The 24,871-nt window shown below is 71.3% G+C and carries 19 protein-coding genes, 4 tRNA genes and 1 other RNA gene; 14 read left to right on the forward strand and 10 right to left on the reverse strand.

Translation table 11 applies throughout. The annotated features are described in order from the left end of the window. Positions 1-453 precede the first annotated feature (453 nt). The 3 genes from ACFYY1_RS36385 to ACFYY1_RS36395 all read left to right on the forward strand — a co-directional run bounded on the left by ACFYY1_RS36385 (position 454) and on the right by ACFYY1_RS36395 (position 3,814). Positions 454-1,428, forward strand: a complete 975-nt coding sequence (locus ACFYY1_RS36385) for a LysR substrate-binding domain-containing protein (protein ID WP_388593323.1) — start codon at positions 454-456, stop codon at positions 1,426-1,428. A gap of 125 nt (positions 1,429-1,553) precedes the next feature. Then, positions 1,554-2,846, forward strand: a complete 1,293-nt coding sequence (locus ACFYY1_RS36390) for a D-arabinono-1,4-lactone oxidase (protein WP_388593326.1) — start codon at positions 1,554-1,556, stop codon at positions 2,844-2,846. Then, the gene (locus ACFYY1_RS36395; RefSeq protein ID WP_388593327.1) at positions 2,843-3,814 is read left to right on the forward strand and encodes a 1-aminocyclopropane-1-carboxylate deaminase/D-cysteine desulfhydrase; all 972 of its coding nucleotides are present in this window, start codon (positions 2,843-2,845) and stop codon (positions 3,812-3,814) included. The genes ACFYY1_RS36390 and ACFYY1_RS36395 overlap by 4 nt, the downstream gene beginning before the upstream one ends. A 154-nt stretch (positions 3,815-3,968) precedes the next feature. Here the strand turns inward: ACFYY1_RS36395 and ACFYY1_RS36400 are convergent. Beyond that, positions 3,969-4,056, reverse strand: a tRNA-Ser gene (locus tag ACFYY1_RS36400). Between the two features lie 153 nt (positions 4,057-4,209). Here ACFYY1_RS36400 and ffs point away from each other — a divergent pair. The 6 genes from ffs to ACFYY1_RS36430 all read left to right on the forward strand — a co-directional run bounded on the left by ffs (position 4,210) and on the right by ACFYY1_RS36430 (position 13,055). Beyond that, an RNA gene (ffs, locus tag ACFYY1_RS36405) (signal recognition particle sRNA small type) lies at positions 4,210-4,306 on the forward strand. Positions 4,307-4,445: 139 nt separating this feature from the next. Then, a complete protein-coding gene (locus ACFYY1_RS36410) occupies positions 4,446-6,674 on the forward strand; it encodes a DNA polymerase III subunit gamma and tau (protein ID WP_388593330.1) in 2,229 nt (742 codons plus the stop codon). A gap of 142 nt (positions 6,675-6,816) precedes the next feature. Further along, on the forward strand, positions 6,817-8,067 hold the full coding sequence (gene purD, locus ACFYY1_RS36415; protein WP_388593332.1) for a phosphoribosylamine--glycine ligase: 1,251 nt from the start codon (positions 6,817-6,819) through the stop codon (positions 8,065-8,067). 315 nt (positions 8,068-8,382) lie between these two features. After that, positions 8,383-10,275, forward strand: a complete 1,893-nt coding sequence (locus ACFYY1_RS36420) for a hypothetical protein (protein ID WP_388593334.1) — start codon at positions 8,383-8,385, stop codon at positions 10,273-10,275. A 278-nt stretch (positions 10,276-10,553) separates the two neighbouring features. After that, positions 10,554-12,014, forward strand: a complete 1,461-nt coding sequence (locus ACFYY1_RS36425) for a N,N-dimethylformamidase beta subunit family domain-containing protein (protein ID WP_376627046.1) — start codon at positions 10,554-10,556, stop codon at positions 12,012-12,014. Between the two features lie 126 nt (positions 12,015-12,140). After that, positions 12,141-13,055, forward strand: a complete 915-nt coding sequence (locus ACFYY1_RS36430) for a phosphoribosylaminoimidazolesuccinocarboxamide synthase (protein WP_388593336.1) — start codon at positions 12,141-12,143, stop codon at positions 13,053-13,055. Between the two features lie 61 nt (positions 13,056-13,116). Here ACFYY1_RS36430 and ACFYY1_RS36435 read toward each other — a convergent pair. The 8 genes from ACFYY1_RS36435 to ACFYY1_RS36470 form a co-directional block, all read right to left on the reverse strand. Next, positions 13,117-13,189, reverse strand: a tRNA-Gly gene (locus ACFYY1_RS36435). Positions 13,190-13,211: 22 nt separating this feature from the next. Then, positions 13,212-13,823 (reverse strand): response regulator, encoded by a 612-nt coding sequence (locus ACFYY1_RS36440; protein ID WP_388593337.1) that lies wholly within the window; start codon positions 13,821-13,823, stop codon positions 13,212-13,214. Further along, positions 13,820-15,193, reverse strand: coding sequence for a sensor histidine kinase (locus tag ACFYY1_RS36445; protein ID WP_388593419.1), 1,374 nt, complete (start codon positions 15,191-15,193; stop codon positions 13,820-13,822). Before ACFYY1_RS36445 ends, ACFYY1_RS36440 begins: the two co-directional genes overlap by 4 nt. A gap of 19 nt (positions 15,194-15,212) precedes the next feature. Next, entirely contained in the window at positions 15,213-16,058 is an 846-nt protein-coding gene (locus ACFYY1_RS36450) for an ABC transporter permease (protein ID WP_388593338.1), read from the reverse strand. Then, positions 16,058-17,158, reverse strand: coding sequence for an ABC transporter ATP-binding protein (locus ACFYY1_RS36455; RefSeq protein WP_388593339.1), 1,101 nt, complete (start codon positions 17,156-17,158; stop codon positions 16,058-16,060). The genes ACFYY1_RS36450 and ACFYY1_RS36455 overlap by 1 nt, the downstream gene beginning before the upstream one ends. Before the next feature lie 132 nt (positions 17,159-17,290). Further along, positions 17,291-17,363, reverse strand: a tRNA-Gly gene (locus tag ACFYY1_RS36460). A gap of 97 nt (positions 17,364-17,460) precedes the next feature. Continuing rightward, positions 17,461-17,532, reverse strand: a tRNA-Gly gene (locus tag ACFYY1_RS36465). A gap of 133 nt (positions 17,533-17,665) precedes the next feature. Further along, positions 17,666-18,001, reverse strand: a complete 336-nt coding sequence (locus ACFYY1_RS36470) for an Lsr2 family protein (RefSeq protein WP_388593341.1) — start codon at positions 17,999-18,001, stop codon at positions 17,666-17,668. 383 nt (positions 18,002-18,384) lie between these two features. Between ACFYY1_RS36470 and purS the strand changes: the two genes are divergently transcribed. From purS to purL, 3 genes are read left to right on the forward strand one after another with little or no spacing between them, the layout of a single operon-like run. Further along, the gene (gene purS / locus ACFYY1_RS36475) at positions 18,385-18,645 is read left to right on the forward strand and encodes a phosphoribosylformylglycinamidine synthase subunit PurS (protein WP_037695153.1); all 261 of its coding nucleotides are present in this window, start codon (positions 18,385-18,387) and stop codon (positions 18,643-18,645) included. Continuing rightward, entirely contained in the window at positions 18,642-19,322 is a 681-nt protein-coding gene (gene purQ / locus ACFYY1_RS36480) for a phosphoribosylformylglycinamidine synthase subunit PurQ (protein WP_072488574.1), read from the forward strand. The genes purS and purQ overlap by 4 nt, the downstream gene beginning before the upstream one ends. Beyond that, on the forward strand, positions 19,319-21,568 hold the full coding sequence (gene purL / locus ACFYY1_RS36485) for a phosphoribosylformylglycinamidine synthase subunit PurL (RefSeq protein WP_388593343.1): 2,250 nt from the start codon (positions 19,319-19,321) through the stop codon (positions 21,566-21,568). Before purQ ends, purL begins: the two co-directional genes overlap by 4 nt. Positions 21,569-21,660: 92 nt before the next feature. Here the strand turns inward: purL and ACFYY1_RS36490 are convergent, their stop codons facing one another. Further along, the gene (locus ACFYY1_RS36490; RefSeq protein ID WP_388593345.1) at positions 21,661-23,238 is read right to left on the reverse strand and encodes an MFS transporter; all 1,578 of its coding nucleotides are present in this window, start codon (positions 23,236-23,238) and stop codon (positions 21,661-21,663) included. Positions 23,239-23,359: 121 nt separating this feature from the next. On the opposite strand from ACFYY1_RS36490, the gene ACFYY1_RS36495 reads away from it, so the two are divergent. After that, complete coding sequence (locus ACFYY1_RS36495; protein ID WP_388593346.1) at positions 23,360-23,998, forward strand: TetR/AcrR family transcriptional regulator; 639 nt, start codon at positions 23,360-23,362, stop codon at positions 23,996-23,998. Positions 23,999-24,029: 31 nt separating this feature from the next. Continuing rightward, the gene (locus ACFYY1_RS36500) at positions 24,030-24,830 is read left to right on the forward strand and encodes a sterol carrier family protein (protein ID WP_388593347.1); all 801 of its coding nucleotides are present in this window, start codon (positions 24,030-24,032) and stop codon (positions 24,828-24,830) included. Positions 24,831-24,871: the final 41 nt, after the last annotated feature.

The raw sequence follows: 24,871 nt of genomic DNA on the forward strand, positions 1-24,871 counted from the left end.
CCCCCGGATCATCAACCGCAACAGGAGGGGGAAGTCATGCCGGACCCGAAGGCCGGAGGCCCCGTTGCGGAGCCACGAAAACGGTAACGGGGGGGGCGGGGGCCATCCCCGTCCTGAACTGCGGCGGAGTGGCTTGGACACCACCGCCCGGACGGGCCCGGACGGAGATGAACGAGACCAGAACCGAGACCGAGGACGACACCGCCGGGACACCCCTGCCACCACCCGGACACCGGGTGTCGGCGGTCCGTCCGGGGCGAGCGCCCGTCCACGTACAGACCTCGGTCCCGCCCGGTTCCTCGCTCCGGGCGCTGTCCCGAGCCCGAAGCGGACGGAGGAAGGCCCGGACTTTCCGAGTCGCGGAGCGACGGGACGGCCTACCATCTGGACATCCGCCGGCCGACTGCAACGGCCGGTCGAGCCGCCATCGTTGTCGAAAGCCACCACCGTGCCATGGACATCAACACCAGGCAGTTGCGCTACTTCGTCGCTGTCGCCGAGGAGCTGAACTTCACCCGTGCGGCAAGCCGGCTCCATCTCGCGCAGCAGTCGCTGAGCGCTCAGATCAGACAGCTGGAGCAGGCCGTCGGCGTGACGCTGTTCCGGCGGACGACCCGGAGCGTCGAACTGACGTCCGCGGGCGTGGCGCTCCTCGGCGACGCGAGGTCGATGCTGGCAGCGCTCGATCGCTCCGTCCGCGACGCGCGGCAGATCCAGGCCGACGAATCGCGTGTACTGACGATCGGTACCGGCGAGGGCGGGGCGCTGACGCTCACCGAGGCGGTTCTCGCCGAGTTCCGGGCGCGTCATCCGGGTGTGCGGATCGACCTCAAGGTCTACAGCTACGCCGACCCCTCCGCCGGGCTCGCGGACGGGTCCGTCGACATCGCCTACCTGCGGTTGCCGATCACCGGCGGGGACTGGCTGCGCAGCGAAACGCTGTTCGTCGAGCCCCGGGTGGTGATGCTGCCGACCTCGCACCGGCTGGCCGGGCGCAGCGTGCTGGGCGTGGCCGAGCTGGTCGCCGAGCCGATCATCGGGCATGTCTGCGCCGATCGGGCGTGGATCGACTTCTGGTCGCTGGCCGAGTACCGGAACGGAACACCGGCGGACTTCGTGGGGGCGGCAGCGTCGGTGCTGGAGGAATCACAGTGCGTCGGAGCCGGTCTGGGATGCGTCGTCACCGTGGCGTCGGCACGGTGGATGCCTTCGGTCGGCGTGACCTTCGTGCCGCTCGCCGACGCGCGCGGCAGCGAACTGGCCGTCGGCTGGCGCGCCGATCACGAGACCGACCTGATCCGCTCGTTCGCCGCCGTTGCACGGGCGGTCCGCGACACGAACCCGAAGGCCGTGAACGCGCTGGTGCATCCGGACATGAACGATCGGGCGCCGCCGACTTCCGGCCTCATTCACAGTCAGAGCGAGTGAGTCCGCGCGAACTGAGTGTTTCCGCCGACGCGTGCCGCGCTCCTACGGTCGGCACATGCGGAGACGGGTTCTTGACACAGCGTCCGTACGCCCGAGAGTCACCGACCTGATCGGAGGCGCTCCCGATGTGGCGTAACTGGGCAGGCAATCAGACGTGCCGGCCGGCGGTCATGGCCGACCCCGCGACGAGAGCGGACGTGGCGCGGGCCGTGGTGCGGGCGGCCGCGGCCGGCCATGTGGTGCGCGTCGCGGGAGCATCGCATTCGTTCACCGACGCGGTCGTCACGGACGGAGCTCTGCTGTCTCTTCGGCACTGCAACCGCGTGCTGGACATCGACCGCGCCACGCGTCGGATCAGGGTCGAGGCGGGCATCACGCTGCGCGAGCTGAACCAGGTGATGGCCGAGCACGGTCTGGCCTTCCCGAATCTCGGTGACATCGAAGCGCAGTCGATCGCGGGCGCGACGGCCACGGGCACCCACGGGACCGGCGCACGCCTGCAGAACCTCTCGGCCGCCCTGCACTCCATCGAACTGGTCACCGCCGACGGCACGCCGATCGAGGTCAACGCCGAACAGGATCCGGACATCTGGCGTGCCGCGCGGGTCGGCGTCGGCGCCCTCGGCGTCGTCACCGCGGTCACGATCCAGGCGGTACCCGCGTTCACCCTGGAGGCGGTCGACCGGCCGATGGCGGTCGAGGAGGTGCTTGCCGATCTGGACGAACTGCTCGCGACGAACGATCACTTCCAGCTGTTCACCTTCGCGCACAGCCCGCTGGCGATGACGTCGGCGCGCAACCGGACCGGCCTGGAACCGAGGCCGGTCTCCCGCACCCGCGCGTGGGTCGAGGACGAGTTCGTGCAGAACCACCTGCTGCGCACCGTGTGCGAACTCAGCAGGTTCGTTCCGGGGGCGAACGCCCCGCTGCAGCGTCTGGGTTCTCACCTCGCGGGCTACTCGCACCGGATCGACCGCTCCGACCGGATCTTCACGACGCCGCTGCGGGTGCCGTTCGTCGAGATGGAATACGCCGTACCGCGTGAGCACACCGCCGAGGCGGTGCGGGCGGTGCGGGAGCTGGCGCGGCGTCCCGAATTCCAGGTGACCTTCCCGATAGAGGTGCGGTGGGTCGCCCCCGACGACGCGTACCTGTCCCCGGCGGCCGGGCGCGAGACCTGCTACATCGCGCTGCACCAGTACCACAAGCTCGACTGGGAGCCGTATTTCCGGGCCGCGGAAGCGATCTTCGACTCCTTCGGCGGTCGGCCGCACTGGGGCAAGCAGCACTTCCAGACCGCGGAAACCCTGCGCCCGCGCTACCCCGAATGGGACAGCTTCCAGGCGGTGCGCACACGGCTCGACCCCGAGGGGCGGTTCGCGAACGCCTATGTCCGTCGCGTGCTGGGAGAGATATGAACACGGCGCTGCTGCACACGCGTTGTCCCGAGCTGGAGCGCACGCTGCCGTTCCTCCGGCTCGGGGACGGCCCGACCCCGGTGCGAAAGCTCACCGGGACCACCCGGGACGACCTGTGGTGCAAGGACGAGAGCGGATACGGCCGGGGCGGCTGGGGTGGCAACAAGGTCCGCAAGCTGGAATGGCTCCTGCCCGAGGTACGACGGCGCGGGGCGCGCACCGTCCTGACCGTCGGAGCGACGGGGACGAACTGGGGCCTGGCGGCGGCCCTGTACGCGCGCGAGCTCGGCATCGACACCGTCCTCGCCCTGATCGACCAGCCCGAGGACGAGCACGTGCGCGAGCAACTGCGCAGGCTGCGGTCGTCCGGCGCGACCATCCACCTCACCCGCACCAAGCTGTTGACGATCGCCGCCGCACCGTGGCTGTTCCTGCGGCACGCGCACGGACTGCGGCTGCCCTACTACCTGCCCGCCGGCGGCTCCGCACCGATCGGTGTGCTCGGCTACGTCGAGGCGGGACTGGAACTCGGGGAGCAAGTGGCGGCGGGCGAGCTGCCGGAGCCGCGGCACATCGTCACCGCCGTGGGCTCGGGCGGGACCGTGGCCGGCCTGGCCCTGGGTTGCGCGCTCGCCGGACTGCGGTCGCAGGTGCTCGGCGTCGTGGTCAACGACACCCTGCCGCTCGCCGCGAGCGACCTGAACCGGCTCGCCGATCAGGCCGCGACCGTGCTGCGCGAGCGCGGAGCGGCATGCGACATTCCACCGCTGAGGCTCGCCTCGACCCGCGCCTACCTGGGCAACGGTTACGGCCACCCCACCCCCGAAGCCGCCGCCGCTGCGGACGTCGCCGCGGCCGCCGGACTGCGGCTGGACCCCGTGTACACCGCCAAGGCGTTCGCCGCCGCACTGACAGCCGATCTGGACGGCCCGACGCTGTTCCTGAACACCTACGGCCCGAGGCAATGAAGGAGGCAGTTCGTTTCGAGGGGCGACGCCGACCAAGCAGCGAGGGCGGACTTCCGCGGGTCGGCGACTGCCGCACGAACTACAACCACGGAACGTCGAAGGGCCCCGCCGGTTTCCCGGCGGGGCCCTTCGACGTATTGCCCGGTGAGAGCAATGGCGGAGGATACGAGATTCGAACTCGTGAGGGGTTGCCCCCAACACGCTTTCCAAGCGTGCGCCCTAGGCCACTAGGCGAATCCTCCGCGGCAAACAATACAAGACGTTGAGGAGTGCTCGCGAACCCGTTCCCCCGGAGATCGGTTCGAGCTCGCTCAGAGGTCGTCCCGCGGTCGTCCGGGGAGGTTCCGGAGGTGGGGGGAGTGGACCGGTGGGGGTGGGGATCGGCTAAGGTGGGCGTCAGCCCCTCACGTGGCGCTATCTGACTGAACTCCCCCAGGGCCGGAAGGCAGCAAGGGTAGGTCGGCTCTGGCGGGTGCGTGGGGGGCCCTTGTGTTTCCGGGGTTTTCCGGGGGCCCAAGGCTTGCGGCCCGGGCCGTCTCGCGGTTCCGGGGCTTGCGGTTCCCAGGCGTGCGGGGCGGGGCTTCGACCGGTCCGGGGCCGGTTGTCGGTCCGCCCGGATAACCTCGTATGTGTGTCGTCCCTTGCGCTGTACCGCCGCTACCGCCCCGAGTCGTTCGCCGAGGTCATCGGGCAGGAGCATGTCACCGACCCGCTGCAGCAGGCGCTGCGGAACAACCGGGTCAATCACGCGTACCTGTTCAGCGGTCCGCGTGGCTGTGGCAAGACGACCAGCGCGCGCATCCTCGCCCGCTGCCTGAACTGCGAGCAGGGGCCGACGCCCACGCCGTGCGGGGAGTGCCAGTCCTGCCGGGACCTCGCGCGCAACGGACCGGGTTCGATCGATGTGATCGAGATCGACGCCGCATCGCACGGTGGTGTGGACGACGCCCGTGATCTGCGGGAGAAGGCGTTCTTCGGGCCCGCGTCGAGTCGTTACAAGATCTACATCATCGACGAGGCGCACATGGTCACCCCGGCGGGGTTCAACGCCCTGCTGAAGGTGGTCGAGGAGCCGCCGGAGCACCTCAAGTTCATCTTCGCGACCACCGAGCCCGAGAAGGTCATCGGCACGATCCGGTCGCGTACGCACCACTATCCGTTCCGTCTCGTGCCGCCGGGGACGCTGCGCGATTACCTCGCCGAGGTCTGCGGCAGGGAGAACAGCCCCGTAGAGGACGGCGTGCTGCCGCTCGTCGTGCGGGCCGGGGCCGGTTCCGTGCGTGACTCGATGTCGGTGATGGACCAGCTGCTGGCCGGCGCGGGCGACGACGGTGTGACATACGCCATGGCGACCTCGCTGCTCGGCTATACGGACGGCTCGCTGCTCGACTCGGTCGTGGACGCCTTCGCGGCGGGCGACGGGGCCGCGGCGTTCGAGGTCGTGGACCGGGTGATCGAGGGCGGCAACGACCCGCGCCGTTTCGTCGCGGACCTCCTGGAGCGGCTGCGCGACCTGGTGATCCTGGCCGCCGTGCCGGACGCCGGGGAGAAGGGGCTGATCGATGCCCCCGCCGATGTCGTCGAGCGGATGCAGGCCCAGGCGTCCGTCTTCGGCGCCGCCGAGCTGAGCCGCGCCGCCGACCTGGTCAACGAGGGGCTCACGGAGATGCGCGGGGCGAACTCGCCGCGGCTCCAGGTCGAGCTGATCTGTGCCCGGGTGCTGCTGCCCGCCGCCTTCGACGACGAGCGTTCGCTGCAGGCCCGGCTCGACCGGCTGGAGCGGGGCGCCTCCTTCGCGACCACGGGCCCGGGGCCCGCCATGGGGTACGTACCCGGCCCGGAGGCGCTGGCCCACGCGCCCGCGCCCGCAGCCCCCGTCGTGCAGCCCGGCACGGGGCCGGCCGTCGCGCGCGCGGCGGTACGGGGCGAGGCCCCGGCCCCGGCTCCCGCGCCGGTCCAGGCGGCGCCGCCCGCCCCCGCCCCGGCGCCGCAGGCGGTCCCCGTGGCACCGCAGCCGCCCGCCGAGGCGGCCCCGGCCGCCGCGGGCGGTCAGCGCCCCGGTGCCTGGCCCACCGCCGCCGCCCCGGAATCGGGACGGCGCCCCGGCGGCTGGCCGACCGCTTCCGCCCCGGGCCAGTCGCCCGTCCCGCAGTCCGCCCCGGCCGCCGCGCCGACCCAGGCCGCGCCCTCGGCACCGGTGCCCGGCGCCGCCGAGCCCAGCCCGGGAATGACCCAGGGCGCCGGCCAGGTGCGGAACATGTGGCCGGACATCCTGGAGGCGGTGAAGAACCGGCGCCGTTTCACCTGGATCCTGCTCAGTCAGAACGCCCAGGTCACCGGCTTCGACGGCACCACCCTCCAGATCGGCTTCCTCAACGCGGGCGCGCGTGACAACTTCGCCAGCAGCGGCAGCGAAGAGGTGCTGAGGCAGGCACTCGCCGAGCGGTTCAACGCGCAGTGGAAGATCGAGGCCGTCGTCGACCCGTCGGGCGGCGCCGGTGCACCTGTGCAGGCCGGCGGGGGCCGCCCCGCCGCGCCGCCCGCACAGCAGTACCAGGCCCCCGCGCCCCAGCAGAGCTACGAGCCCCGGCCGGCCGCTTCTCCGCACCAGCAGCACCAGCCTCAGCCGGGCCACGCGCAGCAGTCGGGTTCCGCACCTGCTGCGGAGCCCGCTCCGCAGTCGTATTCCGGGCCACCCCAGCAGCAGTACTCCGCGCCCGAGCCCCCGCGCGCGGTCGCTCCCGAGGACGACACCCCCGAGGCCGACGACCCGGACCTCGTCGACTCGGCGCTTTCCGGGCACGACCTGATCGTCCGCGAGCTGGGCGCCACGGTCGTCGAGGAGTTCACCAACGAATAGCGGCGAGCGAATAACGGCGAGCGAATGGCGGCCGGCAGCGGCGGGCGGCGGGCGGCGGCAGGAGCACGCTCCGGCGGTCCGGGGGTGTCCACGTAGCGGCGTCCGTCAAGGGCGCCGCGCCCCGGCGGCTAGGCTGCACCCCGTGAAGGTCCTCGTCATCGGCGGCGGCGCCCGCGAACACGCCCTGTGCCGCTCTCTGTCCCTCGACCCCGACGTCACCGCTCTGTACTGCGCTCCCGGCAACGCCGGTATCGCGGAGGTGGCCGAACTGCACCCGGTCGACGCCCTCGACGGCGACGCCGTCGCGCGCCTCGCCACCGACCTGGGCGCCGAGCTGGTGGTCGTCGGCCCGGAGGCGCCGCTCGTCGCCGGGGTCGCCGACGCCGTGCGCGCCGCGGGCATCCCCTGCTTCGGCCCCTCCGGCGAGGCGGCCCGGCTGGAGGGCTCCAAGGCGTTCGCCAAGGACGTGATGGCCGGGGCAGGCGTCCCGACCGCCCGTAGCTACGTCTGCACCACCCCCGCCGAGATCGACGCCGCCCTCGACGCCTTCGGCGCCCCGTACGTCGTCAAGGACGACGGTCTCGCCGCCGGCAAGGGCGTCGTCGTCACCGACGACGTCGAGGCGGCCCGCGCCCACGCCCTGGCCTGCGACCGCGTGGTCATCGAGGAGTTCCTCGACGGCCCCGAGGTGAGCCTCTTCGCGATCACGGACGGCACCACCGTGCTGCCGCTCCAGCCCGCGCAGGACTTCAAGCGCGCCCTGGACGACGACGAGGGCCCGAACACCGGCGGCATGGGCGCGTACTCCCCGCTCCCGTGGGCCGACCCCAAGCTGGTCGACGAGGTCATGGAGTCGGTGCTCCAGCCGACCGTCGACGAACTCCGCCGCCGCGGCACCCCGTTCTCCGGACTGCTGTACGCGGGCCTCGCGATCACCTCGCGCGGCGTCCGGGTGATCGAGTTCAACGCCCGCTTCGGCGACCCCGAGACCCAGGTGGTCCTGGCCCGTCTGAAGACCCCGCTGGCCGGTGTCCTGCTCGGCTCCGCCAACGGAACGCTCGACGAGCTGCCCCCGCTCAAGTGGCGCGACGACGCCGCCGTCACCGTGGTCATCGCCTCGCACAACTACCCGGGCACGCCGCGTACGGGCGACCCGATCGAGGGGCTCGACGACGTGGTGGAGCAGGACGCCCCGCACGCGTACGTCCTGCACGCGGGCACCAGGCGGGAGGGCGACACGATCGTCAGCGCGGGCGGCCGGGTGCTGTCCGTGACCGCGACCGGCAAGGACCTCGCGGGCGCCCGGGAGCGCGCCTACACGGCGGCGGCCCGCATCCGCCTCGACGGCTCGCACCTGCGTACGGACATTGCCCGGAAGGCCGCGGAGGGCTGAGCCAGCCCTCCGGGGCTCCGGAGGACCGGGGGCGGACCGTACGCCTCCCCGCAGGCACCTACCGACGTTCCTGCGACGCGCTGACAAGCACCGACGCGCCGCTGCCCCATGGACAGCGGCGCGTCAGCACCTTTACCCAAAGCCATTCCATCGAGTGACGGCTGCGCCATCCGGATGACGCCCGCCGAGGCCCCAACTAGGGTGCGGCGCAAGCATTCCGGCACTTGGCCCACTGGCATTGCGATGTCAGTGACGGGTGCCACAGTGGGGGAGTGAACAACACCGCCGCGGGGGCAGAGGGGGTGACGTCCGGCCGTGTCCGGTACCGGTACAAGTGAGGAGCTGGGTGCGCTGAGTGCGCGTGCCCGAGCTCACGCCCTGCTGCGCATCCGCGGCAGGGCAGCGGCCGTGGCGATCCTGCCGGCGGCGGTGGCCGTCGTGCTGCTTGTGGCGGGTGCCCAGGGCCTCGCCGTGGGCAGCGGCTGGGACACGGCGCGCTGGGTGGTGACGGCCTTCGCGGTCGTCGTGCTGCTCATCGCCGCAGCGGTCGCGGTCGCGATCGTACGGGCGAGGCCGGCGGTCAGCCCGACCGTCCCGCTCCCCGAGAAGGCCGCCCCCGATCTCTACCGCCTGGTCAGGGACCTGGCCGACCGGCTCGGGGTTCCCGCGCCCTCGGCGATAGCCCTGACGCCCGACTGCGACAGCTGGCTGGAGGACCGCACCCACCCCTCGGCGCAGCTCCTGGCGGGTGCCGGCGCCGATCCGGCCGCGCGTTCCGCGGCCCGGTCCCGCCGCCGGGTCCAGGCGGCTCCGGTGCTGGTCATCGGTTCGCCGTTCCTGTGGTGGATGCGGGTCGCCGAGCTACGGGCGGTGCTGGCCCCGGTCGTCGCGGGCACCGGCCCGTCCGCGCATCCCGACATAGCCGCCGCCCGCCGTTTCGTACGGGGACTCGACGGCGCGGTCGCCGACGCCGCCGCGCCCGTGCCGGGTCCGCTGGCCGGGCTGCGCAGAGTGCCCCGCGCCTTCGTCGGCCGGATCGCCCGGCTGCTGCTGCTCAGCTGCCGGGGCCACGCCGCCGAGATGGAGCGGAGCGTCGCCGCCGCCGCGTCGTTCCGTGCACAGGGTGTGGATTACGGTCTGCGGATCGTCGCCCAGGAGCAGGTCGGCCTCGCCTACGCGGGCTGGGACCGGCTGCTCACCCGGGTCGCCCTGCCCGCCTGGCGGATGGGGCGCTGGCCGTCCCGGCTGGACGCGGGCGTGGTGTCCGCCCTCACCGAGCTGTCCCGGCGCGACCGGCTCGCCGACGGATTCGCCTCGCGCCTCGGCGAGCGTCCCGCCTGCGACCTCCTGGAGGAGCCGGGCGCGGCCGACGAGGCGGCGTCGCTGCTGGCGGCCCGCCTGTTCCACGGCGGCCCGGCCTGTACGGGGCCGGACTGGTCGCCGGTCGACTGGCAGCAGTACCCGGAAGAGGTCGTCGACCGTAAATGGCGCACCGAGGCCGCCCGTCTGCACCGCGTCCTCGACGCGATGACCCCCGCGCCCACCCCGGCCTCCGCGCCCACCCCGGCCTCCGCACCCGCCCCGGCCGACGCATCCGCCCCGGCCGACGCATCTACCCCGGCCGACGCACCCACCCCGGCCGACGCATCCACCTTGCCCACGACAGGTTCCGCGGCCCCCGACCGCCCCGATGCCCCCTCCCGTCCCGTCGCCTGCTCCATCGACGCCGGGATGCCCACGCTGGCCCGCGTCGTCGAGCATCTGGCAGGCCGGGCCGGAGGCGGCGAGGAGCTTGCCGCGGGGATCAGCGCCGCAGTGGCCCGTGAGGAGGCCGTGGCCCAGCAGCACCGGACCGCTGCCGCCACCGGTCGGGCGGGCGCCCCGGCCGCCGCCGGACCGGGCGGGGACGTCCTGGACCTCTGGGGCCCCGACCCCCTCCCGCTCTTCCCGCTCCAGCCGCCCCGCACGGGTACGGAGCTGCTCGCCGACCACGTCGCGGCCATGGTCTGCTGCGCCGCGGTGGACACGGCGGGCGCGGCGCCCGGCCTCGACTGGCTCGACGGCCCCGCACTGCTGATCGACGGCGAGCGTCGGGCGGACCTGGGCAGTCCGGTCCTGAGCCTGGTCGAGGACGGGGACGCGGAACCGCTGCGGTCCTGGCTCGCTTCCATCGGTGTACGCACCGACAAGCCCGTCCGACTCGTCTGAGCCACAGACCCCGGCTGTCACGCCACAAGCACCACAAGCACCACAAGCACCACGGACACCCTCAACGTCCGGAATAGCACGTTCCGTTCACGTCAATTCGCGACGAACGGTGACGGAGTGCGTGCGTTATGTGATGTGCTGTGGATCGACGCTGACAGTCGGCGCATTGCTGTTGGCGCACTGATGACGCATGGCCACGGGCGATCGACCGCCGGAGACCGCCCGTCGGCCACCGACCATCCACTGCTGTCTCGGGGGACTTGAGGGAGGGAAACGGTATGGGGGCGGAGCAGATTCGACGATGGGAGTCGGGTGCCCTCGCGCATGCCGTCTCCGACCCCTTCGGCCAGGGTCCCCTGCCCTGGCTGCGCGGCAGCGAGAACTACTTCGACGACACCGGGCACGTCGTCCCCTGGTACGCCGACCCCGCCCTGGCCCGCTCCCCCGACGGCGGCACGCGCACGGCCGACGACGTGCACCGCCAGATCAAGGGCTTCATCTCCACGGGCGCCGCGGCCCCCGGCGAGGCGATCGACTTCCACATCACCGTGGACCCGCCCCAGCAGTTCTCCGTGGACATCTACCGCATCGGTCACTACGGCGGCGACGGCGCCGCCCAGATCACCACGAGCCCCCGGCTCTCCGGCATCGTCCAGCCCGCGCCGCTCACCGCCGACCGCACGGTCTCCTGCCACCACTGGTGGCAGTCCTGGCGGCTCCAGATCCCCACGTACTGGTCGATCGGCGCGTACGTCGCCGTGCTCACCACCGTGGACGGATACCGCTCCCACATCCCCTTCACGGTCCGCGACGACCAGCCGGCCGATCTGCTGCTTGTCCTGCCGGACATCACCTGGCAGGCGTACAACCTCTATCCGGAGGACGGCCGTACCGGTGCCAGCCTCTACCACGCCTGGGACGAGCAGGGCTGTCTCCTGGGCGAGGAGGACGCCGCGGTCACCGTCTCCTTCGACCGCCCCTACGCGGGCGCCGGCCTGCCGCTCCACGTCGGTCATGCCTACGACTTCATCCGCTGGGCCGAGCGGTACGGCTACGACCTCGCGTACGCCGACACCCGGGACCTGCACGCGGGCCGCGTCGATCCGGCCCGCTACCGGGGCCTGGTCTTCCCCGGCCACGACGAGTACTGGTCGGTGCCCATGCGCCGCACGGTCGAGAGCGCTCGCGACGGCGGCACCTCGCTGGTCTTCCTCTCCGCCAACACCATGTACTGGCAGGTCAGCCTCTCCCCGTCGCCTTCCGGCGTCCCGGACCGCCTGCTCACCTGCCGCAAGCGCCGAGGCCCCGGGAAGCCCGCCCTGTGGCGCGAGATCGACCGCCCCGAGCAGCAACTCCTCGGGATCCAGTACGCGGGCCGGGTCCCCGATCCGCACCCCCTGGTCGTACGGAACGCCGAGCACTGGCTCTGGGAGGCGACGGGCGCGGGCGAGGGCGACGAGCTCGACGGCCTGGTCGCCGGCGAGGCCGACCGCTACTTCCCCCGCACCGCGCTCCCCGAACACGAGAACCGCATCCTGCTCGCCCACTCCCCGTACCTGGACAGCGAGGGCGTCAAACGCCACCAGGAGACATCCGTGTACCGGGCACCGTCCGGGGCGATCGTCTTCGCCTCGGGCACCTTCGCCTGGTCCCCGGCACTGGACCGTCCCGGCCATGTGGACGCCCGCATCCAGCGGGCCACCGCCAACCTCCTCGACCGCATCTGCAAGCGCGACTGAACCCGGCTCGCCGCAACGTGGGCCGGGGCCACGGAAGTCGGCGCCACGGACGCCCCCGCTCCATCCCACCGCACCCCGATACGGGAGAATCGGAACGACTCCTGGATCAACCTACGCGGAGGCAGCGTGTCCGGATTTGTAGAAAAGCCCGAGCCGGTGCAGGTTCCGGGCCTCACCCACCTGCACACCGGCAAGGTGCGCGACCTGTACCGGAACGAGGCGGGCGACCTCGTCATGGTCGCCAGCGACCGCATGTCCGCGTACGACTGGGTCCTGCCGACCGAGATCCCGGACAAGGGCCGCGTGCTCACCCGGCTCTCGCTCTGGTGGTTCGACCAGCTCGCCGATCTCGTACCGAACCACGTCCTGTCCACGGAGCTCCCCGCCGGGGCCCCCGCGGACTGGGCCGGCCGCACCCTGATCTGCAAGTCGCTGCGAATGGTCCCGGTCGAGTGCGTCGCCCGCGGCTATCTCACCGGTTCCGGCCTCGCCGAGTACAACGAGTCCCGCACGGTCTGCGGTCTCGCGCTGCCCGAGGGACTCGTCGACGGCTCCGAGCTCCCGGCACCGATCTTCACCCCCGCCACCAAGGCGGCCGTCGGTGACCACGACGAGAACGTGAGCTTCGAGGAAGTGGTCCGCCAGATCGGCGCGGAGACGGCCGACCGGCTGCGCAGCGCCACGCTGGACGTCTATGGCAGGGCACGTGACATCGCGCGCGAGCGCGGCATCATCCTCGCCGACACGAAGTTCGAGTTCGGTTTCGCGCCCACCGCCGACGGCGGCGAAGAGCTGATCATCGCGGACGAGGTGCTGACCCCGGACTCCTCGCGCTTCTGGCCCGCGGCCTCCTGGGAGCCGGGCCGGGCCCAGCCCAGCTACGACAAGCAGTTCGTACGCGACTGGCTGACCTCGTCGGCCTCCGGCTGGGACCGCAGGAGCGAGCAGCCGCCGCCGGCGCTGCCCCCGGAGATCGTGGACGCGACCCGGGCGAAGTACCTGGAGGCGTACGAACTCCTCACCGGTACCCCCTGGCAGTAGGACTGCCCGGCGAACACGAAGAAGCCCCCGGCCGGAAGGCCGGGGGCTTCTTGCTGAACCGAGCGGACGACCAGGTTCGAACTGGCGACCTCAACCTTGGCAAGGTTGCGCTCTACCAACTGAGCTACGTCCGCAAGCGCCGAAGCGCGAGAACCACTATACCCATCCGCGCTGCCGTGCGAGACGCACCGCGGCATGGCGATTCTCCGCTCCGAGCTTCGAGGCGGCCGCGGAGAGGTAATTCCGGACCGTTCCCTGCGACAGCGAAGCCCGCTCCGCGATCTCCGCGACGGGCGCCCCGTCCGCCGCCAGCTCCAGAACCTGGGTCTCCCGAGCGGTCAACGGAGAGTCCCCGGCGGAGATCGCGTCGGCCGCCAACTCCGGGTCCACGTAACGGTTTCCGGCATGCACGGTGCGGATGATCCCGGCCAGCTGCCGGGCACTGACGGTCTTCGGCACGAAGGCCCGCACGCCCGCCGCGAGTGCCCGCTTGAGGTGTCCGGGCAGGCCGTGGCTGGTCACGATCATCGTCCGGCAGTCGGGCAGTTCGGCCCGCAGGGATGTGGCGACACTCACACCGTCGGCGCCCGGCATCTCCAGATCGAGGACCGCCACATCGGGCCGGTGGGCCCGAGCCATGGCCAGCGCCTCCGGGCCGGTCGCGGCCTCCGCGACCACCACGAGGTCGTCCTCCAGGGCCAGCAGCGCGGCCAGCGCGCCCCGGATCAGGTGCTCGTCGTCGGCGAGCAGCACCCGTACGGTCGTCATCGTCGTTCCTCCTGAAGGGCGGGTGCCTCCCGGGCGGCAGGCGGCTTGCCGAGGCGGGCCGGAGACGCCGCCGGGCCGAGCGGGGACGCCGCCCCCGGGCCGAGCGGGGACGCCGCCCCCGGGCCGAGCGGGATCGTAGCCGTGAGCCGGAACAGGCCGTTCCCCGCCGGGCCCGCGTCCAGCGAGCCATCGACCACCCGCAACCGCTCCCGCAGCCCCGCGAGCCCGGAACCGCCCGGTCCGGAGCCGTCGCCCGCCCCTGAGCTCCCGCCCTGCCCCGCGTCGGCCACCTTCACCCCGTCGTTCTCCACCAGCAGCACGACCTTGTCCGCCGAGGCTCTGAGCCGGATCGTGCAGTGGCGTGGATCGCCGTGCCGCAGCACATTGGTCGCCGCCTCCCGCACGACCCAGCCGAGCGCCGACTGCACGGGCGTGGGCAGCCGGTCGCCGGCGTCGCCCGTCACTTCGCACCCGATCCCGGCCGCGCTCAACACCCCTCGGGCACCGGCCAGTTCCGTACTCAGATCGGCCTCCCGGTATCCCCGTACGACATCGCGCACCTCCTGCTGCGAGGTGCGGGCTATCCGCTGCACCTCGACCATCTGGTCCGCCGCCTCCGGCCTGCCGCGCTGGGCCAGCTCCACGGCCAGCTCGCTCTTCAGCGCGATCACGGCGAGATTGCGGCCCAGTACGTCGTGCAGGTCCCGCCCGAACCGCAGCCGCTCCTCGGCGACCGCGAGCCGGGCCTGAAGATCCCGGGCCTCCTCGGCCTGCCACATCACACCCAGGCTCCAGGCACTGGGCCGTACGGAGATCAGGACGAGCACGCAGCCGAAGAGCGAGGTCGGCACCACCCCGGCCAGTGTCCCGCCCCGCACCCCGACCGCGGCGAAGATGCCGACGCCCAGCGCGGTGACGGTGAGCGACTGGATCAGGAAGGTGCGGACCGGCACCAGCAGGGTCTGCGTTATCGCGAACGCCACCGGTGCGTTCGAGATCATGAGGAGCAGCCCGGCATCCTCGATGCCGTCCACACTGGCCATCGTCGCCAGCAGCCCCAGGCTCACCATCAGCAGCACCAGGGGCGGCAGCTGCCGCCGCCGGGGGAAGACGGCGGTGCCGAGATAGTGCGCATACGACAGCTGGACGTTGCGGTTGCTCAGCAGGCACTGCACCAGGCTCACGAGCAGCAGTGCCACGCCCAGGGCGATCGGCAGCGGCGCATGGCGGATGTCCGACTTGAAGGGGGGCAGCTGCCACGACAGGGTGAAGAGCCAGGGCACCACCGAGAGGGTCACCCGCGAGTACAGATCGATCCGCTCCAGCTTGCTGCGCTTCTGCCACCTGCGGCGCCAGCCCCGCATGAGCACCGACACGGCACGTCCCCCCTCAGCGTCGCGGATCCCAGCGGAACCACCGCTGCACAGCAAACACGGCGAACCCGGTCCAGGCCAGCCCGGTCATGGCAGCCACGAGCAGGTCGGAGCCGCCGGTCCCGCCCAGCCAGCCCGTCCGGACGAGTGTCATCACCCCGGTCACCGGCAGCAGTTCGCACACGGACGCCATCGGGTCGGGCATGATCTCCAGCGGCACGAAGAGCCCCGAGCCCATCATCGATATGAAGAACAGCGGGAGGGTGGTGAGCTGCGAGGTCTGCACGGTACGGGTCACCGCGGAGGTGGCCGCGGCCAGTGCCGCCAGCAGCACCGCGCCCAGCAGCAGGCCCGCCAGGAGCAGTTCGGGCCGCTGCGGCGCGGCGAGGCCGAAGAAGGCCGTCCCCGCCACCACGATCACCACTGTCTGGGCCAGGGCCAGGGCGACCGACGGCAGGGCGGTCCCGATGAGGATCTCCCGGTCGGTGACCTCGCCGGTGCGCAGCCGCTTCAGGACGAGGTCCTCGCGCCGCGCCACATAGGACGAGACCAGGTTCATGTAGACGGCCTGCATCAGCACGATGCCGATGCCGCCGCTGAGCGCGGCCGCGGCGACGGACAGACCGGTCCCGTCGAGAACGGACTGCTTCAGCGTCGACTTCATCGCCAGGACCATGGCGGCGGGCATCAGCAGCGAGACGAACACCGCCGTCCGGTTGCGGGCGAGCAGGGCGACTTCGGCGCGCCCGAGAGCGGTCAGCCGGCCCCGGAGCGTCGTGCCGGCCGCCGCGCTCGTTCCTGACGCACCAGGCGCACCAGTCGCACCAGTCGTGCCGGTCCTGCCGGTCGTCGTGGTCGTCATCACGCAGCCACCTTTTCGGATTCCGACGCGCTCTGCGCGATGTCGAGAAACGCCTCTTCGAGCGAGGCCGAGCGGGCATCGAGGCCGAGCAGCCGGACGTCCGACTCCCTTGCCCAAGTCAGCAGTTCGTCCAGTGACTCCTGCAAGCGGTGGGTACGGATCTCGATCCGGTGGCCCTCTGCGGCGGCTCGCAGCCCCAGCGGAAGCCGGGCCGCCGGCACTCCCTGCGGCAGCTCGAACCGGATGCGGGCGGGGCGGGCGGCCGTCACCTCGGCGGTGGTGCCCGCCGTCACTATTCGCCCCTGGTGCATGATCGCCAGCCGGTCGGCGAGCGTCTCGGCCTCTTCCAGGTAATGCGTGGTGAGCAGGACGGTGGTGCCGCCGTCCCGCAGCTCGCGCACCAACTCCCAGGTGTCCCGCCGCCCTTCGGCGTCGAGCCCGGTGGTCGGCTCGTCAAGGAACAGCACCTCGGGCCGTCCGAGCAGGGCCAGCGCCAGGTCGAGACGGCGCCGCTCGCCGCCGGAGAGCTGCTTGACCCGCACCCGCGCCCGGTGGCCGAGCCCGACCAGCTCCAGCGCCTCACCGGTCGGGCGCGCGCCGCTGGTGCAGCCCGCCCACATCCGGACCGTCTCGGTGACCGTCAGGTCGGACGGGAAGCCGCCCTCCTGGAGCATCACCCCGATCCGCGGCCGGACGGCGGCGCGCTCGCGGAACGGGTCGTGGCCGAGCACCCGGACCGTGCCGGCGTCGGGCCTGGCCAGGCCCTCCAGCAGCTCGACGGTGGAGGTCTTCCCGGCGCCGTTCGTACCGAGCAGGGCGAAGAGCTCGCCGCGCGCCACCGAGAAGGAGACACCGGCCACGGCCTCGAAGCCGCCCGCATAGCGCCGCCGCACACCGGCCGCCTCGATCACCGCACCGGAGGTGGCCGCGTCGGCCCCGGACGCGGAGACGGATGCGGATGCGAGTGCGGGTGCGGGTGCGGAGACGGAATCGGGTGTGGAGATGGGGGAGGGGACGGGGGCGGGTGCGGAGGCGGAAGTGACTGCGGCGGGTGCCGCAGTCCGGTCCGCGCGGTTGCCTGGCATGTCGTCGCTGGTCATGACTACAGGTTTCCGCGCGATCGGCGACGCGATCAGTGCGAGCTGTCATCACTGCTCATGACAAACGTCATGTGAGGGCAGACACGATGAAGGCCCTGGTCGATATCGACCAGGGCCTTCAATTCGATCAAGAGCGGACGACGAGATTCGAACTCGCGACCCTCACCTTGGCAAGGTGATGCTCTACCAACTGAGCCACGTCCGCATTGCTGCCGCTCATTGTACTCCTCGAAAGGAGTTCATCGGGCGGTGCGAGCATCACTCTACCCGATCCACCGGAGTGGTCGATAAGAACGATGCAGAGCGGGTGACAGGAATTGCACACTGCGCCTTCCCCCTGGAAGGGGGATGTTCTGCTACTGAACTACACCCGCACGCTGCGTGAGGTTCGGCTTTGCGGCCTTGCCCCTCGGCGTGCTCCAGACTTTAGCCGACCTGCAGGGGTGTAGCGCAAGTCGGTGCCCGCAAGGTGTCGCCGAGGGGGGTGCCGGGGGCCCTGTCGGCCGGTCAACTCGCTTCGCGGAACGCCTCGTAGACCTTCTTGGGGATCCGGCCGCGGGCCGGTACTTCCATCTGGTGCGAGCGTGCCCAGGCGCGCACGGCCGCCGGGTCGGGAGCGAGGGAGGTGTGCCGGTACGACACGGGGGTCTTGCCACGCTTGCCGGCGTTTGTCTGCTTTCGGCCCGCCGCCATGTACGGCGCGAGGGCCTTGCGCAGTTTCTTTGCATTGGACGTATTGAGGTCGATCTCGTACGACTTCCCGTCCAGGGCGAAGGTGACCGTTTCCGCCGCTGCTCCCCCGTCGATGTCGTCGGAGAGCGTGACCACTACGCGCTGAGCCACGGATATCGGTCCTTTCCTACGGTATCGGCGCGTCCGGTGTGCGCTGATACCGGCCTTCCGGCTGGTAGGCGGATACGGCGTCGACGGTTGCCGACTGTTTAGGGTCGTTGCTGCATTCCCCGGTAATCATTTGTACAGCGATGGGTGCCGCATTGTGAAGTCCGCGCAATTACCTCCGCGTGTCAGCCTTCTATGTGTGCTGGTGGTGAGGATTTTTTTTGCAGGACTTTCCCCATGTGTTGTCGCGTCCGATATCTGGGCGTGATCAAGGTTCTTGATATCTACCCGCGTAGAATTTCTGGCCAGGTAGGCTGAGGGGACCTGCGGGGGTCTGGGGAACCCCCCGGAGAAACAGCCGCACCACACCACCACCGGGAGTGCCAGTGGCACGCGTCGTAGTCGACGTCATGCTCAAGCCCGAGATCCTCGACCCGCAGGGACAGGCGGTGCAGCGTGCACTGCCCCGTCTCGGCTTCGAGGGAATCGCGGACGTACGTCAGGGAAAGCGTTTCGAGCTGGAGGTCGAAGGGCCGGTCGACGACGCCGCCCTCGGCCGTATTCACGAGATGGCCGAGACTTTCCTCGCCAACACCGTCATCGAGGACTTCACCGTGAAGGTGGAGAAGGCCGAGGAGTCGAAGTGACTGCTCGTATCGGAGTCGTCACCTTTCCCGGCACGCTCGACGACAAGGACAGCCTGAGGGCCGTGCGGGTCGCGGGCGCCGAACCCGTATCGCTGTGGCACCGCGACAAGGACCTGCACCAGGTCGACGCGGTCATCCTGGCGGGCGGCTTCTCCTACGGCGACTATCTGCGGGCCGGAGCCATCTCCCGCTTCTCGCCGGTCATGGAGACCGTCATCGAGCAGGCGAAGGCGGGGATGCCGGTCCTCGGCATCTGCAACGGATTCCAGATCCTGACCGAGGCGCATCTGCTGCCCGGCGCGATGCTGCGCAACAACCACCTGCACTTCATCTGCCGCGACCAGAAGCTGCGCGTCGAGAACGCGGAGACCGCCTGGACCTCGGACTACTCCGCGGGCCAGGAGATCTCCGTACCGCTCAAGAACATGGACGGGCGTTACGTCGCCGACGAGCGGGTGCTCGACGAGCTGGAGGCGGAGGGCCGGGTCGCCTTCCGCTACCTGGACATGAACCCCAACGGCTCGCTGCGGGACATCGCCGGCATCACCAACGCCGCGGGCAATGTCGTCGGCCTGATGCCGCACCCGGAGCACGCCGTCGAGCCGCTGATCGGAACCGGCCGCACCGACGGTCTCGGTTTCTTCACCTCGATCATCAAGAAGCTGGTCAACGCATGAGCCTGGATACGGTCAAGCACGCGGCCGAGACCCCGGACGTCGCGCAGCCCTGGAAGGAGCTCGGCCTCAAGGAGGACGAGTACGCCCGGATCCGCGAGATCCTGGGCCGCCGTCCCACCGGCGCCGAGCTCGCCATGTACTCCGTGATGTGGTCCGAGCACTGCTCGTACAAGAGCAGCAAGGTCCACCTCAAGCAGTTCGGCGAGAAGGTCCCCGTCAACGACGCGATGCTCGTCGGCATCGGCGAGAACGCCGGTGTGGTCGACGTCGGGCAGGGGTACGCGGTCACCTTCAAGGTCGAGTCGCACAACCACCCCTCGTACATCGAGCCCTACCAGGGCGCGGCCACCGGCGTCGGCGGCATCGTCCGCGACATCCTCGCCATGGGTGCCCGCCCGGTCGCCGTCGTCGACCCGCTGCGGTTCGGCGCGGCCGACCACCCCGACACCAAGCGCGTCCTGCCGGGCGTCGTCGCGGGCATCGGCGGCTACGGCAACTGCCTGGGTCTGCCGAACATCGGCGGCGAGGTCGTCTTCGACGCCTGCTACCAGGGCAACCCGCTCGTCAACGCCGGCTGCATCGGCGTGATGAAGCACGAGGACATCCACCTGGCGAAGGCCTCGGGCCCCGGCAACAAGGTGATCCTCTACGGCGCCCGCACCGGCGGCGACGGCATCGGCGGCGTCTCCGTGCTGGCCTCGGAGACCTTCGAGTCGACCGGCCCGGCCAAGCGCCCGGCCGTCCAGGTCGGCGACCCGTTCCAGGAGAAGCTCCTCATCGAGTGCACCCTGGAGATCTTCAAGGAGAAGCTCGTCGCGGGCATCCAGGACCTCGGCGGCGCCGGGCTCTCCTGCGCCACGTCCGAGCTGGCCTCCGCCGGTTCCGGCGGCATGCGCGTCGAGCTGGACACCGTGCCGCTGCGCGACTCCTCCCTCTCGCCCGAGGAAATCCTCATGAGCGAGTCGCAGGAGCGCATGTGCGCGATCGTCGAGCCGCAGCACGTCGAGCGCTTCCTGGAGATCTGCGAGAAGTGGGACGTCATCGCCACCGTCATCGGTGAGGTGACCGAGGGCTCCCAGCTGGAGATCTTCTGGCACGGCGAGCAGATCGTCGACGTGCCGCCGCGGTCCGTCGCCCACGAGGGCCCGACGTACCACCGCCCGTACGCCCGCCCGTCCTGGCAGGACGCGCTCCAGGCCGACGACGCGGGCAAGCTGGCCCGGCCGGCGAACGGCGCGGAGCTGCGCGAGCAGGTCCTCAAGCTGGTCGCCTCGCCGAACCAGGCGTCGAAGTCCTGGATCACGGATCAGTACGACCGGTTCGTGCAGGGCAACACCGTGCTCGCGATGCCCGAGGACGCCGGCATGGTCCGGATCGACGAGAAGTCGAACCTGGGCGTGGCCATGGCGACCGACGGCAACGGCCGGTACGCCAAGCTCGACCCGTACACCGGCGCGCAGCTCGCGCTGGCGGAGTCGTACCGCAATGTCGCCGCCTCCGGCGCCAAGCCGCTGGCCATCTCGGACTGCCTGAACTTCGGCTCGCCCGAGGACCCGGACGTCATGTGGCAGTTCGCCGAGGCCACCCGTGGTCTCGCGGACGGCTGCCTGGAGCTGGGCACCCCGGTCACCGGCGGCAACGTCTCGCTGTACAACCAGACCGGTGAGACGGCGATCCACCCGACGCCGGTCGTGGCCGTGCTCGGCGTGATCGACGACGTCAACCGGCGTACGCCGGTCGCCTTCGCGGAGGAGGGCCAGCTCCTCTACCTGCTGGGCGACACGCATGAGGAGTTCGGCGGCTCGGCCTGGTCCGAGGTCGTCCACGGTCACCTCGGCGGCATGCCGCCCAAGGTCGACCTGGGCCGCGAGAAGCTGCTCGGCGAGATCCTGATCTCGGCCTCCCGCGACGGCATGATCGACGCGGCGCACGACCTCTCCGACGGCGGTCTGGTCCAGGCGGTCACCGAGTCCTGCCTGCGCGGCGGGAAGGGCGCCCGGCTGGTCGTGCCGGACGGTCTGGACACGTTCACGTTCCTCTTCTCCGAGTCGGCGGGGCGCGCGGTCGTCTCGGTGCCGCGGAGCGAGGAGCTCCGCTTCAACGACATGTGTGGTGCGCGGGGTCTGCCCGTCGCCCGGATCGGTGTCGTGGACGGCGCGCAGATCGAGGTCCAGGGTGAGTTCAGCATTCCGCTGGACGAGCTGCGCACGGCGCACGAGGCGACCATTCCGGCTCTGCTCGCCTGAGGTACCCGTTCCTGACGAGGACGGCCCCGCCCTGTTCATGGGCGGGGCCTTCCTCGTATCCCAGGGTGCGGGAATTCCGGCGGAATTCCGTTTCATCGCTGGAGCGGCGTGAGTGGCCGGGTGCATGGCTGCGGTGTGGGGAATTCGGCGGTATCGGCCGCCGCCGCAAGGTCCGGCTCCGGCTCCGGTTCCGGTTCCGGTTCGCGCCGGGACGGCAGCCGGGTCGCCAGAACGGTCGCCAGGAGCATCACTCCGGTCGCGGCCCAGAAGACCACATTCGTCGAGGCGACAAAGGCGTCCAGCGCCTCCTGGCGGGTGTGGCCGGTCAGCCGGCCCATGGTGCTGGTCGTGCCGCCGGGGCCGCGGGCCGCGTAGACCCTGCTGAGCACGGTGCCGAAGAGCGCGGCACCCACCGCGCCGCCGAGGGTCTGGAAGAACCGGACGCCCGTCGTCGCCACGCCCAACTGCCCGGCCGGCGCGGTGTCCTGGACCAGCTGGATCAGCTGGCCGATGAGCTGCCCGAAGCCGATGCCCATCAGCAGCAGCGCGGCGCGCACGGTCCACAGGCCGGTGTCGGTGGAGAGCGTGGCGAGCAGGGCCAGGGCGGCGGACGCGCAGGCGGTGCCGCTGAGGACGAAGGTCTTCTGCGACCAGCCGGCCCCGGCCAGCCTGTCGGAGAGCAGTCCGACAGCCGTCATCCCGATCGCCATCGGGATGAGACAGAGCCCGGCCGACGAGGCGGCGATCCCCCGCACGGCCTGGAGATAGATCATCACGTAGACCATCGAGCCCATCATGGCCGCGCCGACCAGGCCCTGGATGGCGAAGCCGTACCGGAGCTCGCGGATCCTGAACAGGCCGAGCGGCAGGACCGGTTCGGCGGTGGTGGCCTGGCGGCGTACGAAGAGGACGAGCGTGGCGACGGTCGCCACGAGGAGGCCGACGATCAGCGGGGACGACCAGGCGTGGTCCTTGCCTCCCCACTCGGTGACCAGCAGCAGCATGGTGGAGAAGGCGGCCGCGAGCCCGGCGCCCAGGAAGTCGATCGTGCGGCGGGTGGTCCGCACGGGCAGCTTCAGTACCTTGACCGCCGCGGCCAGGACGGCGAGGCCGATCGGCAGATTGACGTAGAAGATCCACCGCCAGTCGGCATGGTCGGCGAGGGTTCCGCCGAGCCACGGCCCGAGCGCCATCCCCGCCCCCGCGATGATCCCGCCGACGCTGCCGCCCTTGCCGCCCTTACCGCTGTCCTTCTCCTCGGGGCCCTTGAGCTCACGCAGCACGACCATGGTGACGCTCATCAGTCCGCCGCCGCCGATGCCCTGGAGCGCGCGGGCGGCGATCAGCCAGCCCATCGAACCGGCCGTTCCGCACAGCGCCGAACCGGCGAGGAAGGTGGCGACGGCCCCGATGAAGACCTTCTTGGCGCCGATCACGTCGCAGAGCTTCCCGTAGAGCGGCAGCGCGGCGGTCGCGGCGAGCTGATAGGCGGCGATCAGCCAGGGGATCTTGTCGACGCCGTGCACCGGGTCGAGATCACTGACGATCGGCACGGTCGCCGCCGAGACGATGTTCGTGTCGAGCACGGCCAGCAGGATCGTGGCGATGCAGAGCACGAACCCCATGACGCGCTGACGGTGGGTCATGGCTGCTGATCTGGCTGTGGACATGACGGGGCTCCCCCTCCGGAGCGGCATGGTGCCGCTGTGACCGGGCACCACCATGGCCCATGAAAATGTATCGAGTCAAGAATTAATCCGGGATTAACATTCATCCTGGTACAGTGATGCCATGACCGAGGGGATGAGCCTGCGCGAGCGCAAGAAGCTCCAGACGCGGCACCGCCTGCTGGCCGCGGCCACCGAACTCTTCGCCGAGCGCGGCTTCGACAAGGTCTCGGTCGCCGAGATCGCGGAGGCGGCCGAGGTGTCGAAGATGACCGTCTTCAACTACTTCGCCGGCAAGGAGGACCTGGTCCTCGCCCCCATGGAGGAGCACGTCGGCGATGTCGCGCGCACGGTACGGGACCGGGCCCCCGGCGAATCCGCCCTGGCCGCCGTGCGCGGACAGTTCCTGGCCGCCGTCGAGCGGCGCGATCCCTCGGTCGGAATGAGCGACCTGCCGGTGGTACTCGGAGTACGCCGGCTGATCCAGGAGACCCCGGCGCTGCTCATCCGGGCCCACGCGTTCTCCATGCGCTCCTTCGACCTGCTCGCCGAAGTGCTGGTCGAGGAGGGGGAGGAGCCGGCCATCGCGCGGGTCGCGGGCGCCCAGCTGATCGGCACCCGCAACGCCCTCATCCACGCGAACCAGCAGCGGCTGCTGGCGGGAGAGCCGGCGGACGCGATCGCCGCGGACGCCACCGCGCTCGCCGAGCGCGGATTCGCCCTGCTCGCCGGCGGCCTGGGCGACTTCGCGATCCGGCGCTGAGGCCGTCGGGACAGCCCTTAGGCTCGCGGACATGCCGCCGTCCCAGAAACGTGCCCGTCGCTACGACCCGGTCAAGACCCGCGCCGCGGTCCTGGCCCAGTTCGCCCATGTCCGGGAAGCCGTCCGCACCCTGACGCCCGGACAGCTCGCGCAGCCGACCCGGCTCGGCGACTGGACCGTGCGCGAACTGGCCGTACACCTGACCATGGCGCTCTCCGGCGTCACCCGGCTCCTGGAGCTGCCGGAACCCGCCGCGGCGAAAGCCGGCCTCACGCTCGTCCAGTGGCCGTTCGCGACCGCTGACAAGGCGGCCGGCATCGCCGACGACACCAGGACGCTCGCCGTGGACCGCCCCGACCTGGAGGCGTTGTACGAGGAGGTCGTGGGGCGGTTCGAGGAACTGGTGCCCGGGGCCGGCGACGAGCGGCTGGTGGCGACGCGGGTCGGGGTGATGCGGCTGGCCGACTTCCTCGTCACCCGTACCGTCGAACTCGTCGTGCACACCGACGACCTGAACGAGGCGGCCGGCCTCGACATCCCGTACGACCGGCAGGCGCTCGCCGCCTGCACCCGGCTGCTCGCCGACGCCCTCGCGGAGAAGGCGCCGGGCGGCTCGGTGGAGGTGCGGGTCCCGCCGTTCGCCGTCGTCCAGTGCGTGCCGGGCCCCAGACACACCCGGGGTACGCCGCCCAACGTCGTCGAGACCGACCCGCTCACCTGGATCCGGCTCGCCACCGGGCGTACGGAGTGGGCGAGGGCGCTCGACGAGGCGAAGGTCGGCGCCAGCGGGGAGCGGGCCGACCTCGGCGCCCTGCTGCCCCTGATGGGCTGAGGGCGTACGGGATCGGCCACCGCGCGCCGTCCCTCTCAGGC

It is taken from the genome of Streptomyces sp. NPDC001890 (assembly GCF_042891445.1).
Lineage (GTDB): Bacteria > Actinomycetota > Actinomycetes > Streptomycetales > Streptomycetaceae > Streptomyces.

Excerpts from the sequence above, each read along its gene's own strand:
- ACFYY1_RS36385 (WP_388593323.1), top strand. The coding sequence starts at position 454 with ATGGACATCAACACCAGGCAGTTGCGCTACTTCGTCGCTGTCGCCGAG.
- ACFYY1_RS36390 (WP_388593326.1), top strand. The coding sequence starts at position 1,554 with ATGTGGCGTAACTGGGCAGGCAATCAGACGTGCCGGCCGGCGGTCATG.
- ACFYY1_RS36395 (WP_388593327.1), top strand. The coding sequence starts at position 2,843 with ATGAACACGGCGCTGCTGCACACGCGTTGTCCCGAGCTGGAGCGCACG.
- ACFYY1_RS36425 (WP_376627046.1), top strand. The coding sequence starts at position 10,554 with ATGGGGGCGGAGCAGATTCGACGATGGGAGTCGGGTGCCCTCGCGCAT.
- ACFYY1_RS36440 (WP_388593337.1), bottom strand. The coding sequence starts at position 13,823 with ATGACGACCGTACGGGTGCTGCTCGCCGACGACGAGCACCTGATCCGG.
- ACFYY1_RS36450 (WP_388593338.1), bottom strand. The coding sequence starts at position 16,058 with ATGACGACCACGACGACCGGCAGGACCGGCACGACTGGTGCGACTGGT.
- ACFYY1_RS36455 (WP_388593339.1), bottom strand. The coding sequence starts at position 17,158 with ATGACCAGCGACGACATGCCAGGCAACCGCGCGGACCGGACTGCGGCA.
- purL (WP_388593343.1), top strand. The coding sequence starts at position 19,319 with ATGAGCCTGGATACGGTCAAGCACGCGGCCGAGACCCCGGACGTCGCG.
- ACFYY1_RS36490 (WP_388593345.1), bottom strand. The coding sequence starts at position 23,238 with ATGTCCACAGCCAGATCAGCAGCCATGACCCACCGTCAGCGCGTCATG.
- ACFYY1_RS36495 (WP_388593346.1), top strand. The coding sequence starts at position 23,360 with ATGACCGAGGGGATGAGCCTGCGCGAGCGCAAGAAGCTCCAGACGCGG.
- ACFYY1_RS36500 (WP_388593347.1), top strand. The coding sequence starts at position 24,030 with ATGCCGCCGTCCCAGAAACGTGCCCGTCGCTACGACCCGGTCAAGACC.